The sequence below is a fragment of the Verrucomicrobiota bacterium genome, assembly GCA_019247695.1.
Classification (GTDB): Bacteria; Verrucomicrobiota; Verrucomicrobiia; order Chthoniobacterales; family JAFAMB01; genus JAFBAP01.
Genome location: JAFBAP010000078.1, coordinates 40,915 through 56,402 on the forward strand (window position 1 = coordinate 40,915; position 15,488 = coordinate 56,402).

The following is a 15,488-nucleotide window of genomic DNA, read 5'->3' on the forward strand; positions in this document are numbered from 1 at the left end:
TCACGCGTCAGGTGTGTGGATCAAGTCAGCCTTGGCGTACCGTTTTTGCGCCCGGACGAGCCGGGTGAGCCCGGCGGTTTGGGTGGGCTGAACGGTTTTGGCGGGGTGACCTGATGATGCCCTCAGGCGCATGCCGGTCAGCCGTCCAGTGTAGACTCGTAGCTTTGCAATCGGAGAATACCGCAGTTGATTACCTGTAGGCCCGCAGGCCGCCGATTCCGGGCGATCACGGCTGTAAACGGGCGGGCTCCGGCTGGCGGCCTGCGGCGAACCTGTGACATGACATGACATGAAATGAAAGCGATTCGAATCCATGAATTCGGCGGCCCGGAGGTAATGAAACCGGAGGACATCCCGATCTCAAAACCCGGGCCCGGCGAAGTCCTGGTGCAGGTGAAAGCAGCGGGTGTGAACCCGTTCGAGACTTACATCCGGGCCGGAACCTACCCTGCAAAACCTGAACGGCCGTTTACCCTGGGTACGGATGCAGGCGGCATTGTGGCTGAAACCGGTCCGGGCGTTACGGACATCGACGTGGGGGCACGCGTCTATACGGGTGGAACCATTACCGGCTCTTACGCTGAGTTCACCCTTTGCAAATCCACTCAGATCCATCCTCTGCCGCCGGCGGCGTCGTTCTCGCAAGGTGCGGCCGTGAACACCCCGTGTGCGACGGCCTACCGCGCCCTGTTCTTCCGCGCCCAGGCGCAGCCCGGCGAGACGGTACTGGTTCACGGCGCAAGCGGCGGGGTGGGCACCGCGGCGGTGCAACTCGCTCGAGCTTATGGTTTGACGGTGATCGGTACTGCCGGCAGCGACAAAGGCCGGGAGCTTGTCCGCAGCGAAGGCGCGCACCACGTTCTGGACCATCATGCGCCGGATTATCTGGAGAAACTGCGTGAGATCACCGGTGGCGGCGGCGTCGACGTCATTATCGAGATGCTGGCCAATGTGAATCTGGGCAAAGATCTGACGGCACTTGCGCGCTCCGGCCGGGTCGTGGTTGTCGGCAGCCGGGGAACCGTGGAAGTCAACCCGCGTGACGCCATGAGCCGCGACGCCGCCGTCCTTGGGATGACGCTCTGGAACACGCCGGAGAAAGAGCTCGAGCGCATTCACGCGGCCTTGGCGGCGGCCCTGGAGAACGGGATTTTGAAACCGGTGGTAGGACGCGAATTGCCGTTGGCCGAGGCTGCAAGGGCTCACCAGATTCTGATGGAACCCGGTGCCCATGGAAAAATCGTCCTGATCCCGTGAACTCGCCCCGTGCGGGCCCGGGCCTCCCGGCCGGTGCCACGGTGGGCCCGCTTCACCGCCGGTCAGGGCTTCCACTCGAGGTTGAGGACTCCGGGCTGCCGCGCAAGGCTGTGCAGAAACGGAGGCGGCTGCGGATCGTCGGGGGAGGCCCGCCAGTGCACTTCGATGCTGAACTGCCGCTCATGGCGCCGTTCGTCATAGGTTATCGCCCAGGTATCGGTTTTGTAGCCGGTCGCCTTGAAACGGGCACTGATCTCATCCTCGGTCGGGCCCTCCCCGGTGTCCGCCACCGTCAACGTCAGCGTTGCGTGGCGGTCTTGTTTCCAGCGTTTCTCGACCCATTTCAAGCCCCACAAGACAACGAGGCCCAACGCGAGCGATGCCAAACCGAGTGCGAGTTGGCCGCCGCCGAAGCAGAGACCGAGCACGGTGACGAACCATAGGGCGGCGGCGGTGGTCAGGCCCAGGACGAGGCCCTCCTTGCGCACGATCGCACCGGCGCCGATGAACCCCATACCGGTCAAAATGCCGAGCGGCAGGCGCATGAGGTCCAGCTGGATGTAGGAATTGGCGGCCTTGCCGGACGTGTCGAGCAGTAGGTTGACTTCCAGCATGGTGATGGAGGCAGCCAGGCAGACCAGCAGGGTCGTACGCAGCCCGGCAGGATGGCCGTGCTCGCCCCGGTTCAGGCCGATCAACCCACCCGCCAGGACGGTCAGGACTAACCGTAGAGCAACCTCCGGCCACCCTATCGTGGGAGACATAACTTGATTCCGTTCATCACAACAGTTTCGCCGGGTGAACGCGTGCGGTCGGCACCAAACGTTACATGCGGCGGCGAAGATCTTCGCCGCCGTCGGCGACGGCCGGCAACTTCATCGAGGCGGCGGAATAGGTCGGCCGGATCTTCATAGGCCCGCGCGCTCAAGTTCACCCGCGACCGTAGCCGCCGGTCAGCAGCCCGACTCCCAAGGCCGGCATCCAGCAACCGGCGCGCCGCGAGCAAGCTTTCTTAGCTGCCGTTAGATTGCCCTAGCCATCGGGGCTCTCTTGGACTTAATTCACGGTTATGAGCGAACCCCCAGATAGCCCCATTCCGCCCATTGGCGGCGAACCCCCAGAAAGGACACCTGCTGCACAGCCATCCCCCCCCGGACCGTGGTGGCGGGATTGGTACCGCGACTTGCGGCCGGAGGAAGGGATGCTGATCGTAGCAATCATCGCCCCGATTATCGCGGTCATCGTGTCGCTCGTGACTGCAGGCTTGGTGAGCAGCCATACCAGAGCCGACGTTCGGCGAATGGACAGCGAACTGCGCTCCGTCCGGGACTCGGTACAGGGGACCAGCCGGGCTGACGCCCAGCGGCTGGATACTGAACTGCGTCCAATCCGCGAATCGCTGCAGGGAATTAGCCGGGCCGACATCCAGCGGTTAGACAACGAACTTCGTTCCGTACGCGACTCGGTGCAGGGAGTCAGCCGGGCCGATATCCAGCACTTGAACAACGAGGTTGCGTCGATGCGGGACTCGCTCCAGGGGGTGACTAAGGCCGACTTTGACCGGCTGAACAATGAGCTCGCCTCGCTGCGGGATTCGCTGCAGGGCGTCACCAAAGCTGACCTGCAAGGGTTGAGCAATGAACTGGTCTCGCTGCGGGAATCCGTTCAGAGGGCCAACGGTGAAGACAAAGGGCGGCTGGACGATCTGGTGCAGCGGGTCAACGCGGCTGAGAACCGGCTCCGGCCGTTTCAGGACGAAGTTGAGCGGCTTAGAGGTCGGGCCGCAGACGCTTCCAAGGATCTGAACGAGGCAAGAAGCCAGTACCAGCAGGCGCACCAGGTCATTAACGATTTTCAGATCATCATTCGCAATTATGATGCGGTTCTGACGGTTAAAGAGGCTGAATTCAAGGGGATGGTGAAGGACCTGGAGAATAACGTCGGAGCCCTCGTTCTTGAGCAGATGCCGATCGGCAGCATCCTGATGTGGCCGCTCACGGAAAAGCCGCCTGCGAAATGGCGAATTTGCGATGGCCAGCCCGTGACCAGTCAGGAAGGCCCTGAGTTTTGCCAGCTTTTCAGGGACGCTTACTGGACAACCGACGGCGGGAAGGCTGTCCATGTGCCGGATTTAAGGGGGTATTTCATCCGTGGTGCTGACACCCGTAAGAGCGGAGACCCTGATAAAATCGACGAAGATGCCCCTCGTGAGGTTGGGAGTAAGCAGGCTGAGAAGCTGCCGCAGCACACCCACGACGTCTCCGACGTGCGGGTAGCGGGCGGTCTGGGGACGGAGCAGAGCAGAAATTTGTTTGCTTATCAGACCCAGCGGCGGGAGCAGCTGAGACCTGGCAGTGATGTCCGAACGTTCCCGGTTGGCAGCGGCGAGGCGCCGGGGAATGCCCCTTTGGCTTCGGCGCCCGGCGGCGGGGCAGCAAGCCCGAATCCCGTTCAGGCGCAAGCCGGCGTGGAGGGGGCGGCGCCCAGCCCAGCGGCCATAGGAGGCGGGGAGACGCCGAATGCCCCCGTCGCCCCGGTGCAAACGCAAGCGCAGACCCAACCCCCGGCCTCTGGAGCCGATGCGGAGGTTGACGCCATGGCGTTGCGAGGTGACCTCGGACCGATGATAAAGCAGCAGGGAAAGCTCCGGCCTGACAACATCGCGCTGCAATTCATCATTCGAGTTCAGCGTTAACCGGCATGACGTCGAGGTGTCTGTCCGGCGCAAGAACACTGGTGCCAGCGCATGATCAATGGCGTCCTGCCGGTGCCTTCCTTGGAAACAGGGGAGATACCGGCCGGGACAAATAGTCGTACGGCACTCTTGAGCGAACCCGACCACGCGTGTACAAATCATCCCGCCCACCCAGGAGGCGGTTTGCCTTGGCGCCGTTTCCACGACTAAATGCAGGGAAGTCGGGACGGATTTATTTCAGTGGCAACTCAGGCATTTTGTGCAGAGTGTTGCTCTGCGGCCGGGGTGTAAGCCGGCCCGTTCCGGCATAGGCTTATCAATGACCGACATGACCATTAGACAAGGAGGTAGGACCATGGATGTTCAAGGCGGCGCGCTGAGAAAGGGGGGTGGAAGCCGTGCCGATCGGGGCTTGAACGCTCGTGTGTCATCATTCGCGTGTACGAGTTGGTAGGGATCAGAATCGTTCTTGTTGAGGATCACGCGGACACCCGGGAATCGACCAGCCGCATTCTCGAGATGTACGGTGCGCAAGTTACGACGGGTGCAAACGGGCAGGAAGGTCTGGCTGCGATCCGCATCCTGCGACCGGACGTCGTGGTGGCAGATCTGGCGATGCCGGAGATGGACGGTTACACGTTGATTCGAGAAGTGCGAGCCTTGGGGGCGGAGTCGGGCGGGGCGGTTCCGATGATTGCGCTTTCGGCGCACGCCAGTCCGGACGAGAGAGTGCGGACCCAACACGCTGGATTCTCCCTGCATCTGGCCAAGCCCACCAAACCGGCTAACTTGGTGCAGGCCATCCTGAACGTGGTCGACCAGGGCAAGGGAGGGGCACTGCGTTAAGCGGCCCGGGCCCGGACGGGATCTCCATGACGGCATGCGACCAACGGCGGAGGCCGAGGCGTGCCGGTCCAGGCTGGCCTGGCCTCTTACCCTTCGTCGGTCTGAAGCCCGGCATCCCTGTCCGGTAACTCCATGACAAAGCTGGCGCGCGTCTCGAGGCGCTCCGTGCCGTGCCCGGGAGGAATCATAAGTTCCCTGAGCGTACCATCCCAGGTTTTCGCGCCCAGGTATAAGCCCACCAGCGTAATCGGGAGCCGGAACCTCCGTGGCCCGATGCTGCCCGGGTTACAGAACCAGACTTCGTCCGACTGGGTGATGGACGCTTTGTGAGAGTGGCCCGACACGACCAGCCGCAAACCGGCTATGCGCGGGTTGAGGTCGAGCCGTTCAAGCTGGTGGAGCAGATAGACGAGTTCACCGTTGACCGAGATGATTTCGGTCGCCGGCAAGCTCAGTCGATCGCCGTCGACATTGCCGCACACGGCGATGGTCGGCGCAAAACGTTCAAGCCACGCCAGGACACCGGCGGAGCCCACGTCTCCCGCATGCAGGATCAGGTCCGCACCGGCCAATTCCGGTTCCACGCCGGTGCGGATCAAACCATGAGTGTCCGAGAGGATGACCATTCGCTTTATGTCCGAAAAGGCGTGCATGTGGAGTTCGGAGTCCGGTCACACGGCGGGCGCGGCGGAGAAGAATCACACGGCGCCACGGCGGGCCGCAGCGACCACGGCGGGAAGACAGAAAATTACCCGGCACCCGATGCTTGACCCCGAATTCGGCTCCTGGCAAGGATTACGCCGTGCCTGTCCAGCCGCCCTCATTGGTGGCATTCTTCTTCCCGCCGTGGTCGCTGCGGCCCGCCGTGGCGCCGTGTGATTCTTCTCCGCCGCGCCCGCCGTGTGACCGAATTTTTACTGCCACTCCCGGGTATCGATCCAGATGGTAACGGGGCCGTCGTTGATCAGACTGACTTCCATGTGGGCGCCGAATTTGCCCGACGCCACCGGGCCGCAATGCCGTCCCGCCAGTAACCGGCAAAAGCTTTCATAGAGCGCCTCGGCCTTTTCCGGGGGAGCCGCATCGACGAAGGAGGGCCGGTTGCCTTTCTTTGTCCGCGCGAAAAGTGTGAATTGGCTGATCACGAGAATGCCGCCGGCCACCTCCGTGACGGAACGGTTCATGGCCCCTTGCGCATCCGAAAAGATGCGAAGCTGCAATGTTTTCCGTGCCAGCCACTCCAGGTCTTCCGGTCCATCCGTGACGCCGACCCCGAGCAGCATCAGTAACCCGCTGCCGATTGCCCCTGCCTCATGGCCGTCGACCGTGACCGAAGCCGTTTTTACCCGCTGGATCAAGGCGCGCATGGCCGGAACCCGGTTCGACGTTTCGGCGAACGCGTGTAAGCTTTGCGTTTTACCATGAGCTATCCCTTCGCATTGGTTGCCGCGCTCCTCGTTGCGGTGAGCCTGGCTGTCTACGTGCGTCTCTTTCGGCTCGTTTACGCGACCGGCGGGGGAAAGGTCAGCGCCGAGCAGCTTACATGGGTAGACGTGGTATTTGCAACGGCACTGGTGTTTTACATCGTTTTTCAATCGTTTGCCCACTTGAAGACGGCGGGTTCGCCCGGCGCCGCAAGCTTCTCAGGAGAGCAGTTGATCCTGGCGACGCTGCTTTCGTGGGCCCTGATTCTCGGCCCGATCCTCATCTCCTTTCGAGCCCGCGGCATTCGGGTGGGCCAATTGTTTGGTTTCGACCGGTTGCCGATCCTGCGGGCGATCGTGTGGGGGGTTGGGCTGTTGTTCACGGCACTGCCGCTGGTCTTCGGGACCAGTGAAATTGTCACCCAATGGCTGAGAGACCGTTCCGGGCAGGATTCGCAGGAAATCATCCAGGTTTTCCGAGACTCGACCCAGCCCGGGCAGCGCGTGTCCATCATCCTTCTGGCCGTCGTGATTGCACCCGTGGCGGAGGAACTGGTGTTTCGCGGTTATCTGTACACGGTGATGAAACGATTTTTCGGGTCGCTGCCATCGCTTGTTTTCACGGCGGTGCTGTTCGGCCTGGTGCACGTGAACGTCCCGGCGCTGGTGCCGTTATTTGTGCTGGCGTGCGCGTTTACGATCGCCTACGAGGTGACCGGGTCGTTGTTCGTGCCGATGGCGATGCATGCGGTGTTCAACGCGCTGAACCTTGTCGCAGTCCTGATGTTTCCGCATGACCTTAGCTGACGCCGGTGAAGATCAGGTTGTGGCGCAGCTCATCAAGGCGCTGCCTAACGATGCGCGCGTGCTTGTGCCGGCAGGGGACGACTGCGCGGTGGTTCGTCACGGGCCCGAGCTTCTGTTGCTGAAGACCGATTGCGTGATAGAGGACGTCCATTTCACGCGCGCATCGCCGCCGCGAGCGGTCGGCTGGAAGGCGCTCTGCCGGGCGGTCAGCGACGTGGCGGCCATGGGGGGCTGGCCTGGAGACGCCCTGATTACCCTTGCCGCCCCTCCCGCGCTGGAGTTCTCCTGGGTGCGCGGGCTCTACGCCGGATTGCGGCGCGCGGCGGAAAGGTATCGCATCAACGTCGTTGGCGGCGAGACTGCCAGATCATTGGGTGGCATCTTCATTTCCGTCGCCCTGACCGGGTCGGTGCCCTCGGGACGATACGTGACTCGGGCCGGCGGTGAACCCGGTGACTCGATTTTCGTCACGGGAAAACTGGGTGGCTCCCTGGCCGGCCGTCACCTCCGTTTCGAGCCGCGGGTGGAGGAGGCCGTGTGGCTGAACGAAAATTTCCGTCTTCACGCCATGATGGATCTCAGTGACGGGCTCGCCAAAGATTTACCGCGTCTGGCGCGGGCGAGCGGCGTCGGGTTCCGGATCGACCGCGCGGCCGTGCCCCTGAACCGCGGCTGCACCGTCGACCAGGGGTTGGGGGACGGCGAGGATTACGAACTGCTTTTCATCGTCGCGCCGGAAGAGGGTGCCCGGCTCCAGGCTGCGTGGCCTCAGGCGTTTCCCAAATTGAAGCTGAGCCGGATTGGTGAGCTTAACACCGGCACCGCGGTTGATGGGGTGCCGGGAGGGTATGACCATTTTCGGCGTTAACGCTCGACCGGATCGTGGAACGGATTTGTCATTCTCCCGAGGAAACGCAGGCGGTCGGGTTCGATCTGGGTCAATCGACCGTACCCGGAGCGGTATTGGCCTTGCACGGGGACCTGGGAGCGGGCAAAACCGAGCTGGTCAAGGGTTTGGCTGCCGGGCTGGGGAGCGACGAACCCGTCAGCAGTCCCACATTTACCCTCGTTCACGAATATCGGGGAGGCAGGCTGCCGGTATTCCATTTCGATTGGTACCGGCTCGAACGTGCCGACGAGCTGGAGGAAACCGGATTCTACGATTACCTGGACCGGTGCGGGGTGACGGTTATCGAATGGGCCGGCAGGTTCCCTTCGGAATTGCCGCCGGGAACTCAACACGTTTATCTGTCGTTCTTAACGGATGACGCCCGTGAGGTACGGTGGTGATCGAGCTTGCGATCGAGAATTCAACCGGCCGGGGCAGCCTTGCCGTCGCGAAGGATGGCTGCGTAGTGCAGACGGCGTCGTTTGAGGGGTCCAGCCAGTTGGCGCTTGCCGTCGCCGCGGCCCGGCAGGCGGTAACCGCTTTCGATCGTATCGTAATCGGTACCGGACCGGGTTCGTACACCGGTTTGCGGGTGGCAGCCGCAACGGCCCTGGGGTTACAGGTAGCTCTCGGCTGCGAGTTGGCGGGATGCCCGTCCGTACTCGGGTTTGCCGAGGACACCTACCTTGTGATCGGGAACGCTCGCCGTGGAAGCTATTTCTTTGCCATGGTCCGCCACCACCGCCTCGCTGACGGTCCCCGGCTTATCCCCGCCCACGACCTCCACGTAACGCTGGCCGCATTGCCGTCCATACCCTGTTTTGCGACCACGCCAATTCCGGAAAACGTTCAGGCCCGGTTTAGCGACCCTGGCGCAGAACATCTTCTGAGTCGGTCCCCTGCCTGGACTGCTTCGGTCGAACCGCTCTACCTGAAAGGGCCTCACGTAATGGTGCCGAGTGTCGGGTGTGGGGTGCCGGGTAAATCAGGAGAAGCCACGTAACCTATACCTCCGCCGTGTGACCTTAATCTGTGTCAATCTGTGTAATCCGTGGACGTTTTCCCTTTTCTGCGTTCTCTGCGTGTTTTGCGGATGATTTCCTCTTCCCGCCGTGTTCCGCCGGACGATCGGACCCGTTGATACGACGCCTCCGAACTCCGAATGCCAAACTCCGAACTCCCTCCTCTTCCCGCCGTGTTCGCCGTGGCTCGCCGTGTTCGCCGTGTGAACTCTTACGTGGTGCCCGCCACACCCGCTGCGGCCGCCGCGTGACCGTGTGAACTCTTACGTTGTGCCCGCCGTGTGACCGTGTATTGGTGCAGCCGCCATGAAAATCGTCGTTGCTTATTCCGGAGGGCTCGACACCTCGGTCATTTTGAAATGGATCAAGCAGGTTTACGACGCGGAAGTCATCGCGTTCTGTGCAGATATCGGCCAGGAGGAGGAACTGGAGGGGCTGGAAGAAAAAGCGATCAAAACAGGCGCCAGCAAATGTTACATAGATGATCTGCGGGAAGAATTCGCGCGCGACTTCGTTTTTCCCCTTTTTCAGGCATCGGCGCTGTACGAGAACCAGTATTATCTTGGAACCAGCATCGCCCGGCCGTTAATCGCCAAGCGCATGGTGGACATCGCGCGCGCTGAAGGTGCCCAGGCCGTGGCCCACGGGGCAACCGGGAAAGGCAACGACCAGGTGCGCTTTGAGTTGACGGCCGCTGCGCTGGCGCCGGAGATCGAAGTCATTGCCCCATGGCGCCAGGAGCGTTTCCGCAAGGAGTTCCCCGGCCGCGCCGAGATGATCAGGTATGCCGAGGAACAGGGTATTCCCGTTACGGCGAGCGCCAAAAAGCCGTACTCGATGGATCGCAACCTCCTGCATATCAGTTATGAAAGCGGGATACTCGAAGACCCATGGATTGACGCCAGCGCCGAGGATCTCCGAGACATGTACCGCCTTACCGTGTCACCCGAAGAGGCGCCGGACCGTCCGGAATACGTGGAGCTGGAATTCGAGCGCGGCATTTGCACGGCGCTGGGTCATGAAAACCTGTCCCGGTTGCTGCACGATCTCGGCTACCCGGGCGAGCTGCCCGGCAGCCAGCAGGAGCGGGTCCGGTTATCGCCCCTTTGGGTTATGCGGGTGTTGAACCTGCTCGGCGGCCGCAACGGCATCGGCCGCGTGGACATGGTCGAGGATCGCTTTGTGGGCATGAAGAGCCGCGGAGTCTACGAGACGCCGGGCGGCACGATCTTGTTCTTTGCTCACCGGCAACTCGAATCGCTGACGATGGATCGCGAGGTGATGCACCTGCGTGACGGTCTCGGGCCGAAGTACGCGGCACTCGTCTACAATGGATTTTGGTTTGCGCCGGAACGTGAAGCCATTCAAGCGCTGGTCACCGAATCGCAAAAACACGTCACCGGCCTGGCTCGGGTAAAACTCTACAAAGGCAACGCGATCGCCGCAGGCCGCACCTCGCCGGTGAGCCTGTACAATCCGCAGATTGCCACGATGGAAGCGGATCCGACCCAGGCGTACAATCAATCCGACGCGACCGGTTTCATCGCGTTGAACGCGCTGCGGTTGAAAGTTGCCACCCGCGTGCACCGCCACACGGCGTAAGAATGCCACAAAGGGAAGAGGTGCCGGGTGCCGGGTGTCGAGTCGAATGCCACGAGTGACCGGCATCTCCATCTGTGGCATTCTGCTTACCACGCCGGTGACCTTCCTTGATTCCTTAACCGTGTAACCTCAGGGAGAAGGGCTCCAAATCAGGGGCTCTTCCATTCGTGGCATCGCACCCGGCACCCGCTCTTCGTTACCCGTTACCCGGCACCCGACACCCGACACCTCTTCCCTTTGTGGCATTTTCTGCCGTGGCATTTGCTAGACCCGCTTGTAAACCACGCAGGAGTTGATCCCGCCGAATCCGAAGGCGTTGCTCAGGATGTAAGTGAGCGGCTTTTCGCGCGGTTGGTTCGGAACGACGTCAAGGTCACAGGCGGGGTCGACTTCCTCATAGTTTAACGTCGGGGGCACAAAGTCACGCTCGAGGGCCAGCGCGCAAATGATCCCCTCGATGGCGGCACTCGCTCCGAGCGGATGCCCATAGTACGCTTTGGTGCCGCTGATCATTAACCGGCGCGCGTGTTCGCCGAAGACCGCCTTCACGCAGAAACATTCATTCGCATCGTTTAACTGCGTCGAACTGGCATGGCCGTTGATGTAATCGATCTGTTCGGGATGCACCCGGGCCGAAGCCAGTGCGTCGACCATGGCTTGGATGCATGATTCACCGGTTGGCAGGGGCGTCGTCATGTGAAACGCATCATTATTGAGGCTGTAACCGATGACCTCAGCGTAAATGTGCGCGCCGCGCGCCCTGGCATGCTCGTATTCCTCCAGCACCAGGCTTGCCGCACCCTCGCCCATGACGAAGCCATCGCGCCGCTTGTCGAACGGGCGGCACGCCGAACTCGGGTCTGCACTGCGGCTCATCGTCCGGATAAAGGCAAATGCGCCGAAGGTAAGGGGGCTCAGCGGCGCCTCTGCCGCTCCTGCCACCATGACGTCCGCCCAACCATCCCGGATATAGCGCAAGGCTTCGCCGATTGCCACGTTGCCGCTTGCGCAGCTGTTCGAGTTTGTGGTGCCCACGCCGCGCAGGCCGAACTCGATCGCCGCGTTACAGTGAGCTGATCCGCCGAACACCTGGAGCGCCAACGTCTGGTGCACCGATTTCGGGCCCCCTTTCACAAACGCCTTGTGCTGGCTTTCCGCATTGGCCACCCCGCCGAGGGCCGTCCCGAAACTGACGCCGACGCGAGGCTGGGGATCGCCGGTTGAGTAGTTCAGCCCGGCGTCTTGCAGGGCCAAGGCCACGGAGCCGACCGCAAACTGCGCGTATCGGTCCAGGCGCTTGAGGCGGTGCGGCGGGAAGTAACGTTCGGGGAACCAATCTTTAACTTCGCTCGCGCTGCGGGCGTTGAAGATAGCCGCATCAAAATAGGTTACGGGCCCGATTCCCGTGCGGGCCGCCTGGAGACCCTCCCAAAACGCATTTTTCCCAATTCCGATCGAGGTTATGGGGCCCAGGCCGGTTATGACGACTCGTCTCATTTTGTCTCCAGGTAAGCCTTCATGCAAGCGAGGGTCCGGCTCGCAACGGGTCCGATAAAAAATCCACCGATAATCGGTTCAGCAACAGGCGCCAGTGCCGGAATTCGGAAATGCAGATCGTGCAGAATCGTCACCAGCACCCCCCGCTCCTGTTCCTCGAAAGTCCAGACGACCTCCATCCCTTTGGTCCAGGCTTTCAGATGCCGGAACCGGACCTGCCCGGCCCGCCGGTCAATGATCTGCTCCGAGACCCAGGAAATCGGCAAACCGTTCCGTTTTGCTGCCATCTTCACCACATTTCGTTCCGGACCGCGCTCATAGTAGTGGATGTACCGGTAATGAGGCAGAAACCGGGGCCAGGCTTCCAGGTTGGCGGCGGTTTCGAACACCCGTTCCTTGGAAGCGTGCATGATGATGGAATTGGACTGGTGCATTTCGTATTATCGGTCTCGCCGGTAATGCAGATAGGCCTCGTCTCCATGGACTTCGAGGTTCATCATCCGATACGCGCGGCTTGCTGATAAGAACGCATCAGAAATGCCTAAAAGTCCCGGTGCATGCTCGCCACCGAATAATTTAGGGACGATGGTGGCATAGATTTCATCGATCAGGTCTCGTTGCGCCAATGCCCGGATCAGCGTCGGTCCGCCTTCGCAGACAAGTGTCCGCACGCCGTATTCGGCATAGAGAAACGACAATACCTGGTCCGGATCCTGCCAGTCGCGCTCAGACCGGTGCACGCGAACGTGGTCCGGCCAGGGGACCTCGGTCTCAATCGAACTGCCGGTAAAAAGCAGGATGGGACTGAACTTCTGGCCGAATACCGGCAGATTCAGGTCCAGCTTGCCCGAACCGGATAGAATCACCCGGAGCGGGTACTCGGTTTGCCCGCGATCCTTACGCTCCCGGCGGAGTTCCGCGTCCGGCATGCCCATCGTCATCCGGTCTTTTTCCAACGTTCCCCGCCCGACCATGATCGCATCGCCAAGGGAGCGGATTTCCAGGAGGCGCCTTTTGTCGTAAGCGCTGGTGAAAGTGGTCGGGGTAAAGCTGGCGGTGGAAATTTTGCCGTCAACAGTCAAGGCAAAATTGATCAGGACCTTCGGACGCGGCATGCGGCAACCTACCGTTGCCCTAAGACGCGCCATTTGGCGAGTGCGGCGATGATTTCAGCTGCAGGGAGCCGCGGGCTCATCTCCCAAACGCACAAGGTTTCCGGCGGCAAAATCGCGAACAGCTCCGCCCAGGGCGTCATCCCCGTGAACGGGGCGAGGTGATCGAGGTCCGGAAAGCGTACATCGTGCACGTGAGCACCGAACAGGCGGGATTTCATCGCCGTGAGCCATTCCCGGTGATCGATCCAGCCGAGGTTGGCCCGGACCTGGGCATGGCCGAAATCGTGCCAGTAGCCGACTTCCGCAAAGTCAGCTTCACCGAAGAGCGCCGCGAATTCCCGTTCGCTCGGGACGGTCTCGAGCCCGATTCGATTTTCGATCGCCAGTTTTACGCCGGCGGCCTTTGCGTACTGCGCCAAAGGAACGAGCCATTGCCGGACCCGCTCCAGGACGAGGGCTCGTGCGCCTTCGCGCGCTTTAAGCGCTGCGATCTTGGCTTTGACGTAGCCCCGATCCAGATAGTGGCCGCGACGGATCAATGCAATCAGCTTGTCGGTGTAAGGCGGCATTGGGACGGAACCGAGGTGCAGCACCACGTACCGGGCGCGCAGGGTGGCCGCCCAATCGATGGTTTGCCGGGTGTACCGTGCCGCCCGCTCGCGTTCCTCGGGCCGGTGCGAAGTGCATTGGTAGCAGTCCGGGTCAGCCCGGAGAATTTGCACCGGTAACGGACAGAAGTTGTGGAGGCTGGTTACTTCCAGTTCGTGCCTGCCAAGGTAATCGACGATACCGTCCCATAACGACAGCCGGACGCCATGCCCGAGTTCCACCCGGTGAAAGCCCAGGCCGGCAATCTCGGCGAGCATCTGCTCGCCCCGGGTGTGGCGTCCGGAATTCCAGCAGGTTGAAAAAGCCGGTTCGTTCACCTGCGCACCGATACGAGCAGGGCTGGAACCGGGGCAGAGCACCCAAACGAGCGTCCTCCGGCCAGCCGGATGCGCCGCGCGGTGCATCGTCTGCCTGGTCGGGGCCGCATCGTCCGCCTCGTAATAGGTGCGTTGCTCAACTTGCCCAGGTCACCAAGCGCATCTCGTGTTCCTGGTTAAGGTGCGGATGAGTAGGGACCACCCGCACGTTAAGCCCGTAGCTGCCGCTTTCCGAAGCCGAAATGGCGCCCCGGAAACAGTAGACACCGTTGCCGTTGGCCTTCTCCACCTCGGTCAGGTCCACCGTGTAGGGGTTCCGCAGGATACCGTGATCCGTCTCCCCGATGTAGGCCTGGACCCTGACGTGAGCCGGGCTGACCGGGCCGAGGTAAACGCGCGCGTTCACCTTCAGGGTGTCGCCCACCATCATGGCGGCGCCGTTCTCACTGGTGTCGACCGATTCAATGCGGATCTTGGACCAGTCGACCCGAGTGGCATGCTTCCATTCGGCCAGCTCCACCGCGGCCCGGCACTTGCCTGCACTCAGGGCCTGGAATGCCGCCGCCGCAGGTTCATAGAGCCGTTCATTGTACTCCGTCACCATCCGGTGCGTGTTAAACACCGGCGTCACGCTGCGGATCGACTCGCGCATCAGCTGGATCCAGGCAATCGGCAGGCGTCCATCCGGTTTGGCGTAATAGAGCGGGATGATCTGGTTCTCGAGGATGTTGAAGAGGCTGTCCACGTCAACCGCGGTCTGGAAATCGTCGGGACCGCCGGTGATTTCCGGCCCGATCGGCCAACCGTTCTTCCCGTTGTAGCCTTCGCACCACCAGCCGTCCAGAACGCTGAAGTTCAGGCCCCCGTTGGGAGGCAACTTCATGCCGCTGGTGCCGCTGGCCTCAAGGGGACGCAACGGGTTGTTGAGCCAGAGGTCGACGCCTTGGTAGAGGCGGCGCCCGATGTAGGTGTCGTAATCTTCGACGAAGACCACCGCATGCTCCAGGCCGGCCTCCCGCGACGCCTGGTAAACCTCCTGGATGAACCGTTTACCCGGCTCATCTTTCGGGTGCGCCTTGCCGGCAAAAACAAATTGCACGGGCCGCTCTTCGTTCTGGACGAGTCGAAGCAGGCGTTCCTTGTTCGTGAAAAGCAGGTTGCCGCGCTTGTAGGTGGCAAAACGCCTGGCGAACCCGATCGTCAGGACTTCGGGGTTGAGGATGCTGTTGATCCGGCGCAACTGCTCCGGCGACTCACCATGACGCGCGCGCTGTATTCGAAGCCGTTTGCGCACGAATTCGATCAGCCGCTGTTTGAGCCCCTGGTGCGTTTCCCACAATACCTCGTCGGGAATATCGATGACCCGGCGCCAGTACTCCGGGTCGGTGAGGTGTTCGTCCCAGTCAGG

The 15,488-nt window shown here is 61.8% G+C and carries 16 protein-coding genes; 8 read left to right on the forward strand and 8 right to left on the reverse strand.

The window, feature by feature from the left end:
- Nucleotides 1-294 precede the first annotated feature (294 nt).
- The gene (locus JO015_08270) at nt 295-1,257 is read left to right on the forward strand and encodes an NADPH:quinone reductase (protein ID MBV9999094.1); all 963 of its coding nucleotides are present in this window, start codon (nt 295-297) and stop codon (nt 1,255-1,257) included.
- 62 nt (nt 1,258-1,319) lie between these two features.
- Here JO015_08270 and JO015_08275 read toward each other — a convergent pair whose 3' ends face one another.
- Nucleotides 1,320-2,021 carry an MgtC/SapB family protein gene (locus tag JO015_08275; GenBank protein MBV9999095.1) on the reverse strand — a complete coding sequence of 234 codons (702 nt, stop codon included), beginning with the start codon at nt 2,019-2,021 and terminating at the stop codon, nt 1,320-1,322.
- Between the two features lie 437 nt (nt 2,022-2,458).
- Between JO015_08275 and JO015_08280 the strand changes: the two genes are divergently transcribed.
- Together JO015_08280 and JO015_08285 are read left to right on the forward strand one after the other, a co-directional pair.
- Entirely contained in the window at nt 2,459-3,952 is a 1,494-nt protein-coding gene (locus JO015_08280; GenBank protein ID MBV9999096.1) for a tail fiber protein, read from the forward strand.
- A 447-nt stretch (nt 3,953-4,399) separates the two neighbouring features.
- Entirely contained in the window at nt 4,400-4,798 is a 399-nt protein-coding gene (locus JO015_08285; GenBank protein MBV9999097.1) for a response regulator, read from the forward strand.
- A gap of 86 nt (nt 4,799-4,884) precedes the next feature.
- On the opposite strand, the gene JO015_08290 is transcribed toward JO015_08285, so the two are convergent.
- Nucleotides 4,885-5,451, reverse strand: a complete 567-nt coding sequence (locus JO015_08290) for a metallophosphoesterase family protein (protein ID MBV9999098.1) — start codon at nt 5,449-5,451, stop codon at nt 4,885-4,887.
- A gap of 261 nt (nt 5,452-5,712) precedes the next feature.
- Nucleotides 5,713-6,165, reverse strand: a complete 453-nt coding sequence (locus JO015_08295) for a D-tyrosyl-tRNA(Tyr) deacylase (GenBank protein MBV9999099.1) — start codon at nt 6,163-6,165, stop codon at nt 5,713-5,715.
- 54 nt (nt 6,166-6,219) lie between these two features.
- On the opposite strand from JO015_08295, the gene JO015_08300 reads away from it, so the two are divergent.
- From JO015_08300 to JO015_08320, 5 genes are all read left to right on the forward strand, one after another.
- Nucleotides 6,220-7,029, forward strand: coding sequence for a CPBP family intramembrane metalloprotease (locus tag JO015_08300; protein MBV9999100.1), 810 nt, complete (start codon nt 6,220-6,222; stop codon nt 7,027-7,029).
- Nucleotides 7,016-7,897: a thiamine-phosphate kinase gene (thiL, locus tag JO015_08305; protein MBV9999101.1), complete on the forward strand. Its 882-nt coding sequence runs from the start codon at nt 7,016-7,018 to the stop codon at nt 7,895-7,897. The genes JO015_08300 and thiL overlap by 14 nt, the downstream gene beginning before the upstream one ends.
- Before the next feature lie 23 nt (nt 7,898-7,920).
- Entirely contained in the window at nt 7,921-8,319 is a 399-nt protein-coding gene (tsaE, locus tag JO015_08310) for a tRNA (adenosine(37)-N6)-threonylcarbamoyltransferase complex ATPase subunit type 1 TsaE (GenBank protein ID MBV9999102.1), read from the forward strand.
- Nucleotides 8,316-8,921 carry a tRNA (adenosine(37)-N6)-threonylcarbamoyltransferase complex dimerization subunit type 1 TsaB gene (gene tsaB / locus JO015_08315; GenBank protein ID MBV9999103.1) on the forward strand — a complete coding sequence of 202 codons (606 nt, stop codon included), beginning with the start codon at nt 8,316-8,318 and terminating at the stop codon, nt 8,919-8,921. The genes tsaE and tsaB overlap by 4 nt, the downstream gene beginning before the upstream one ends.
- 325 nt (nt 8,922-9,246) lie before the next feature.
- A complete protein-coding gene (locus JO015_08320) occupies nt 9,247-10,542 on the forward strand; it encodes an argininosuccinate synthase (GenBank protein ID MBV9999104.1) in 1,296 nt (431 codons plus the stop codon).
- A 264-nt stretch (nt 10,543-10,806) separates the two neighbouring features.
- Here JO015_08320 and JO015_08325 read toward each other — a convergent pair whose 3' ends face one another.
- From JO015_08325 to glgP, 5 genes are all read right to left on the reverse strand, one after another.
- Nucleotides 10,807-12,039, reverse strand: coding sequence for a beta-ketoacyl-[acyl-carrier-protein] synthase family protein (locus tag JO015_08325; protein ID MBV9999105.1), 1,233 nt, complete (start codon nt 12,037-12,039; stop codon nt 10,807-10,809).
- Nucleotides 12,036-12,473: a hypothetical protein gene (locus JO015_08330; GenBank protein MBV9999106.1), complete on the reverse strand. Its 438-nt coding sequence runs from the start codon at nt 12,471-12,473 to the stop codon at nt 12,036-12,038. The genes JO015_08325 and JO015_08330 overlap by 4 nt, the downstream gene beginning before the upstream one ends.
- Before the next feature lie 6 nt (nt 12,474-12,479).
- Nucleotides 12,480-13,154 (reverse strand): RibD family protein, encoded by a 675-nt coding sequence (locus JO015_08335; GenBank protein ID MBV9999107.1) that lies wholly within the window; start codon nt 13,152-13,154, stop codon nt 12,480-12,482.
- An 8-nt stretch (nt 13,155-13,162) separates the two neighbouring features.
- Nucleotides 13,163-14,080, reverse strand: coding sequence for a sugar phosphate isomerase/epimerase (locus tag JO015_08340; GenBank protein MBV9999108.1), 918 nt, complete (start codon nt 14,078-14,080; stop codon nt 13,163-13,165).
- A gap of 136 nt (nt 14,081-14,216) precedes the next feature.
- Nucleotides 14,217-15,488: alpha-glucan family phosphorylase (gene glgP, locus JO015_08345; GenBank protein ID MBV9999109.1), on the reverse strand; the 1,272-nt coding region annotated here is incomplete at its 5' end.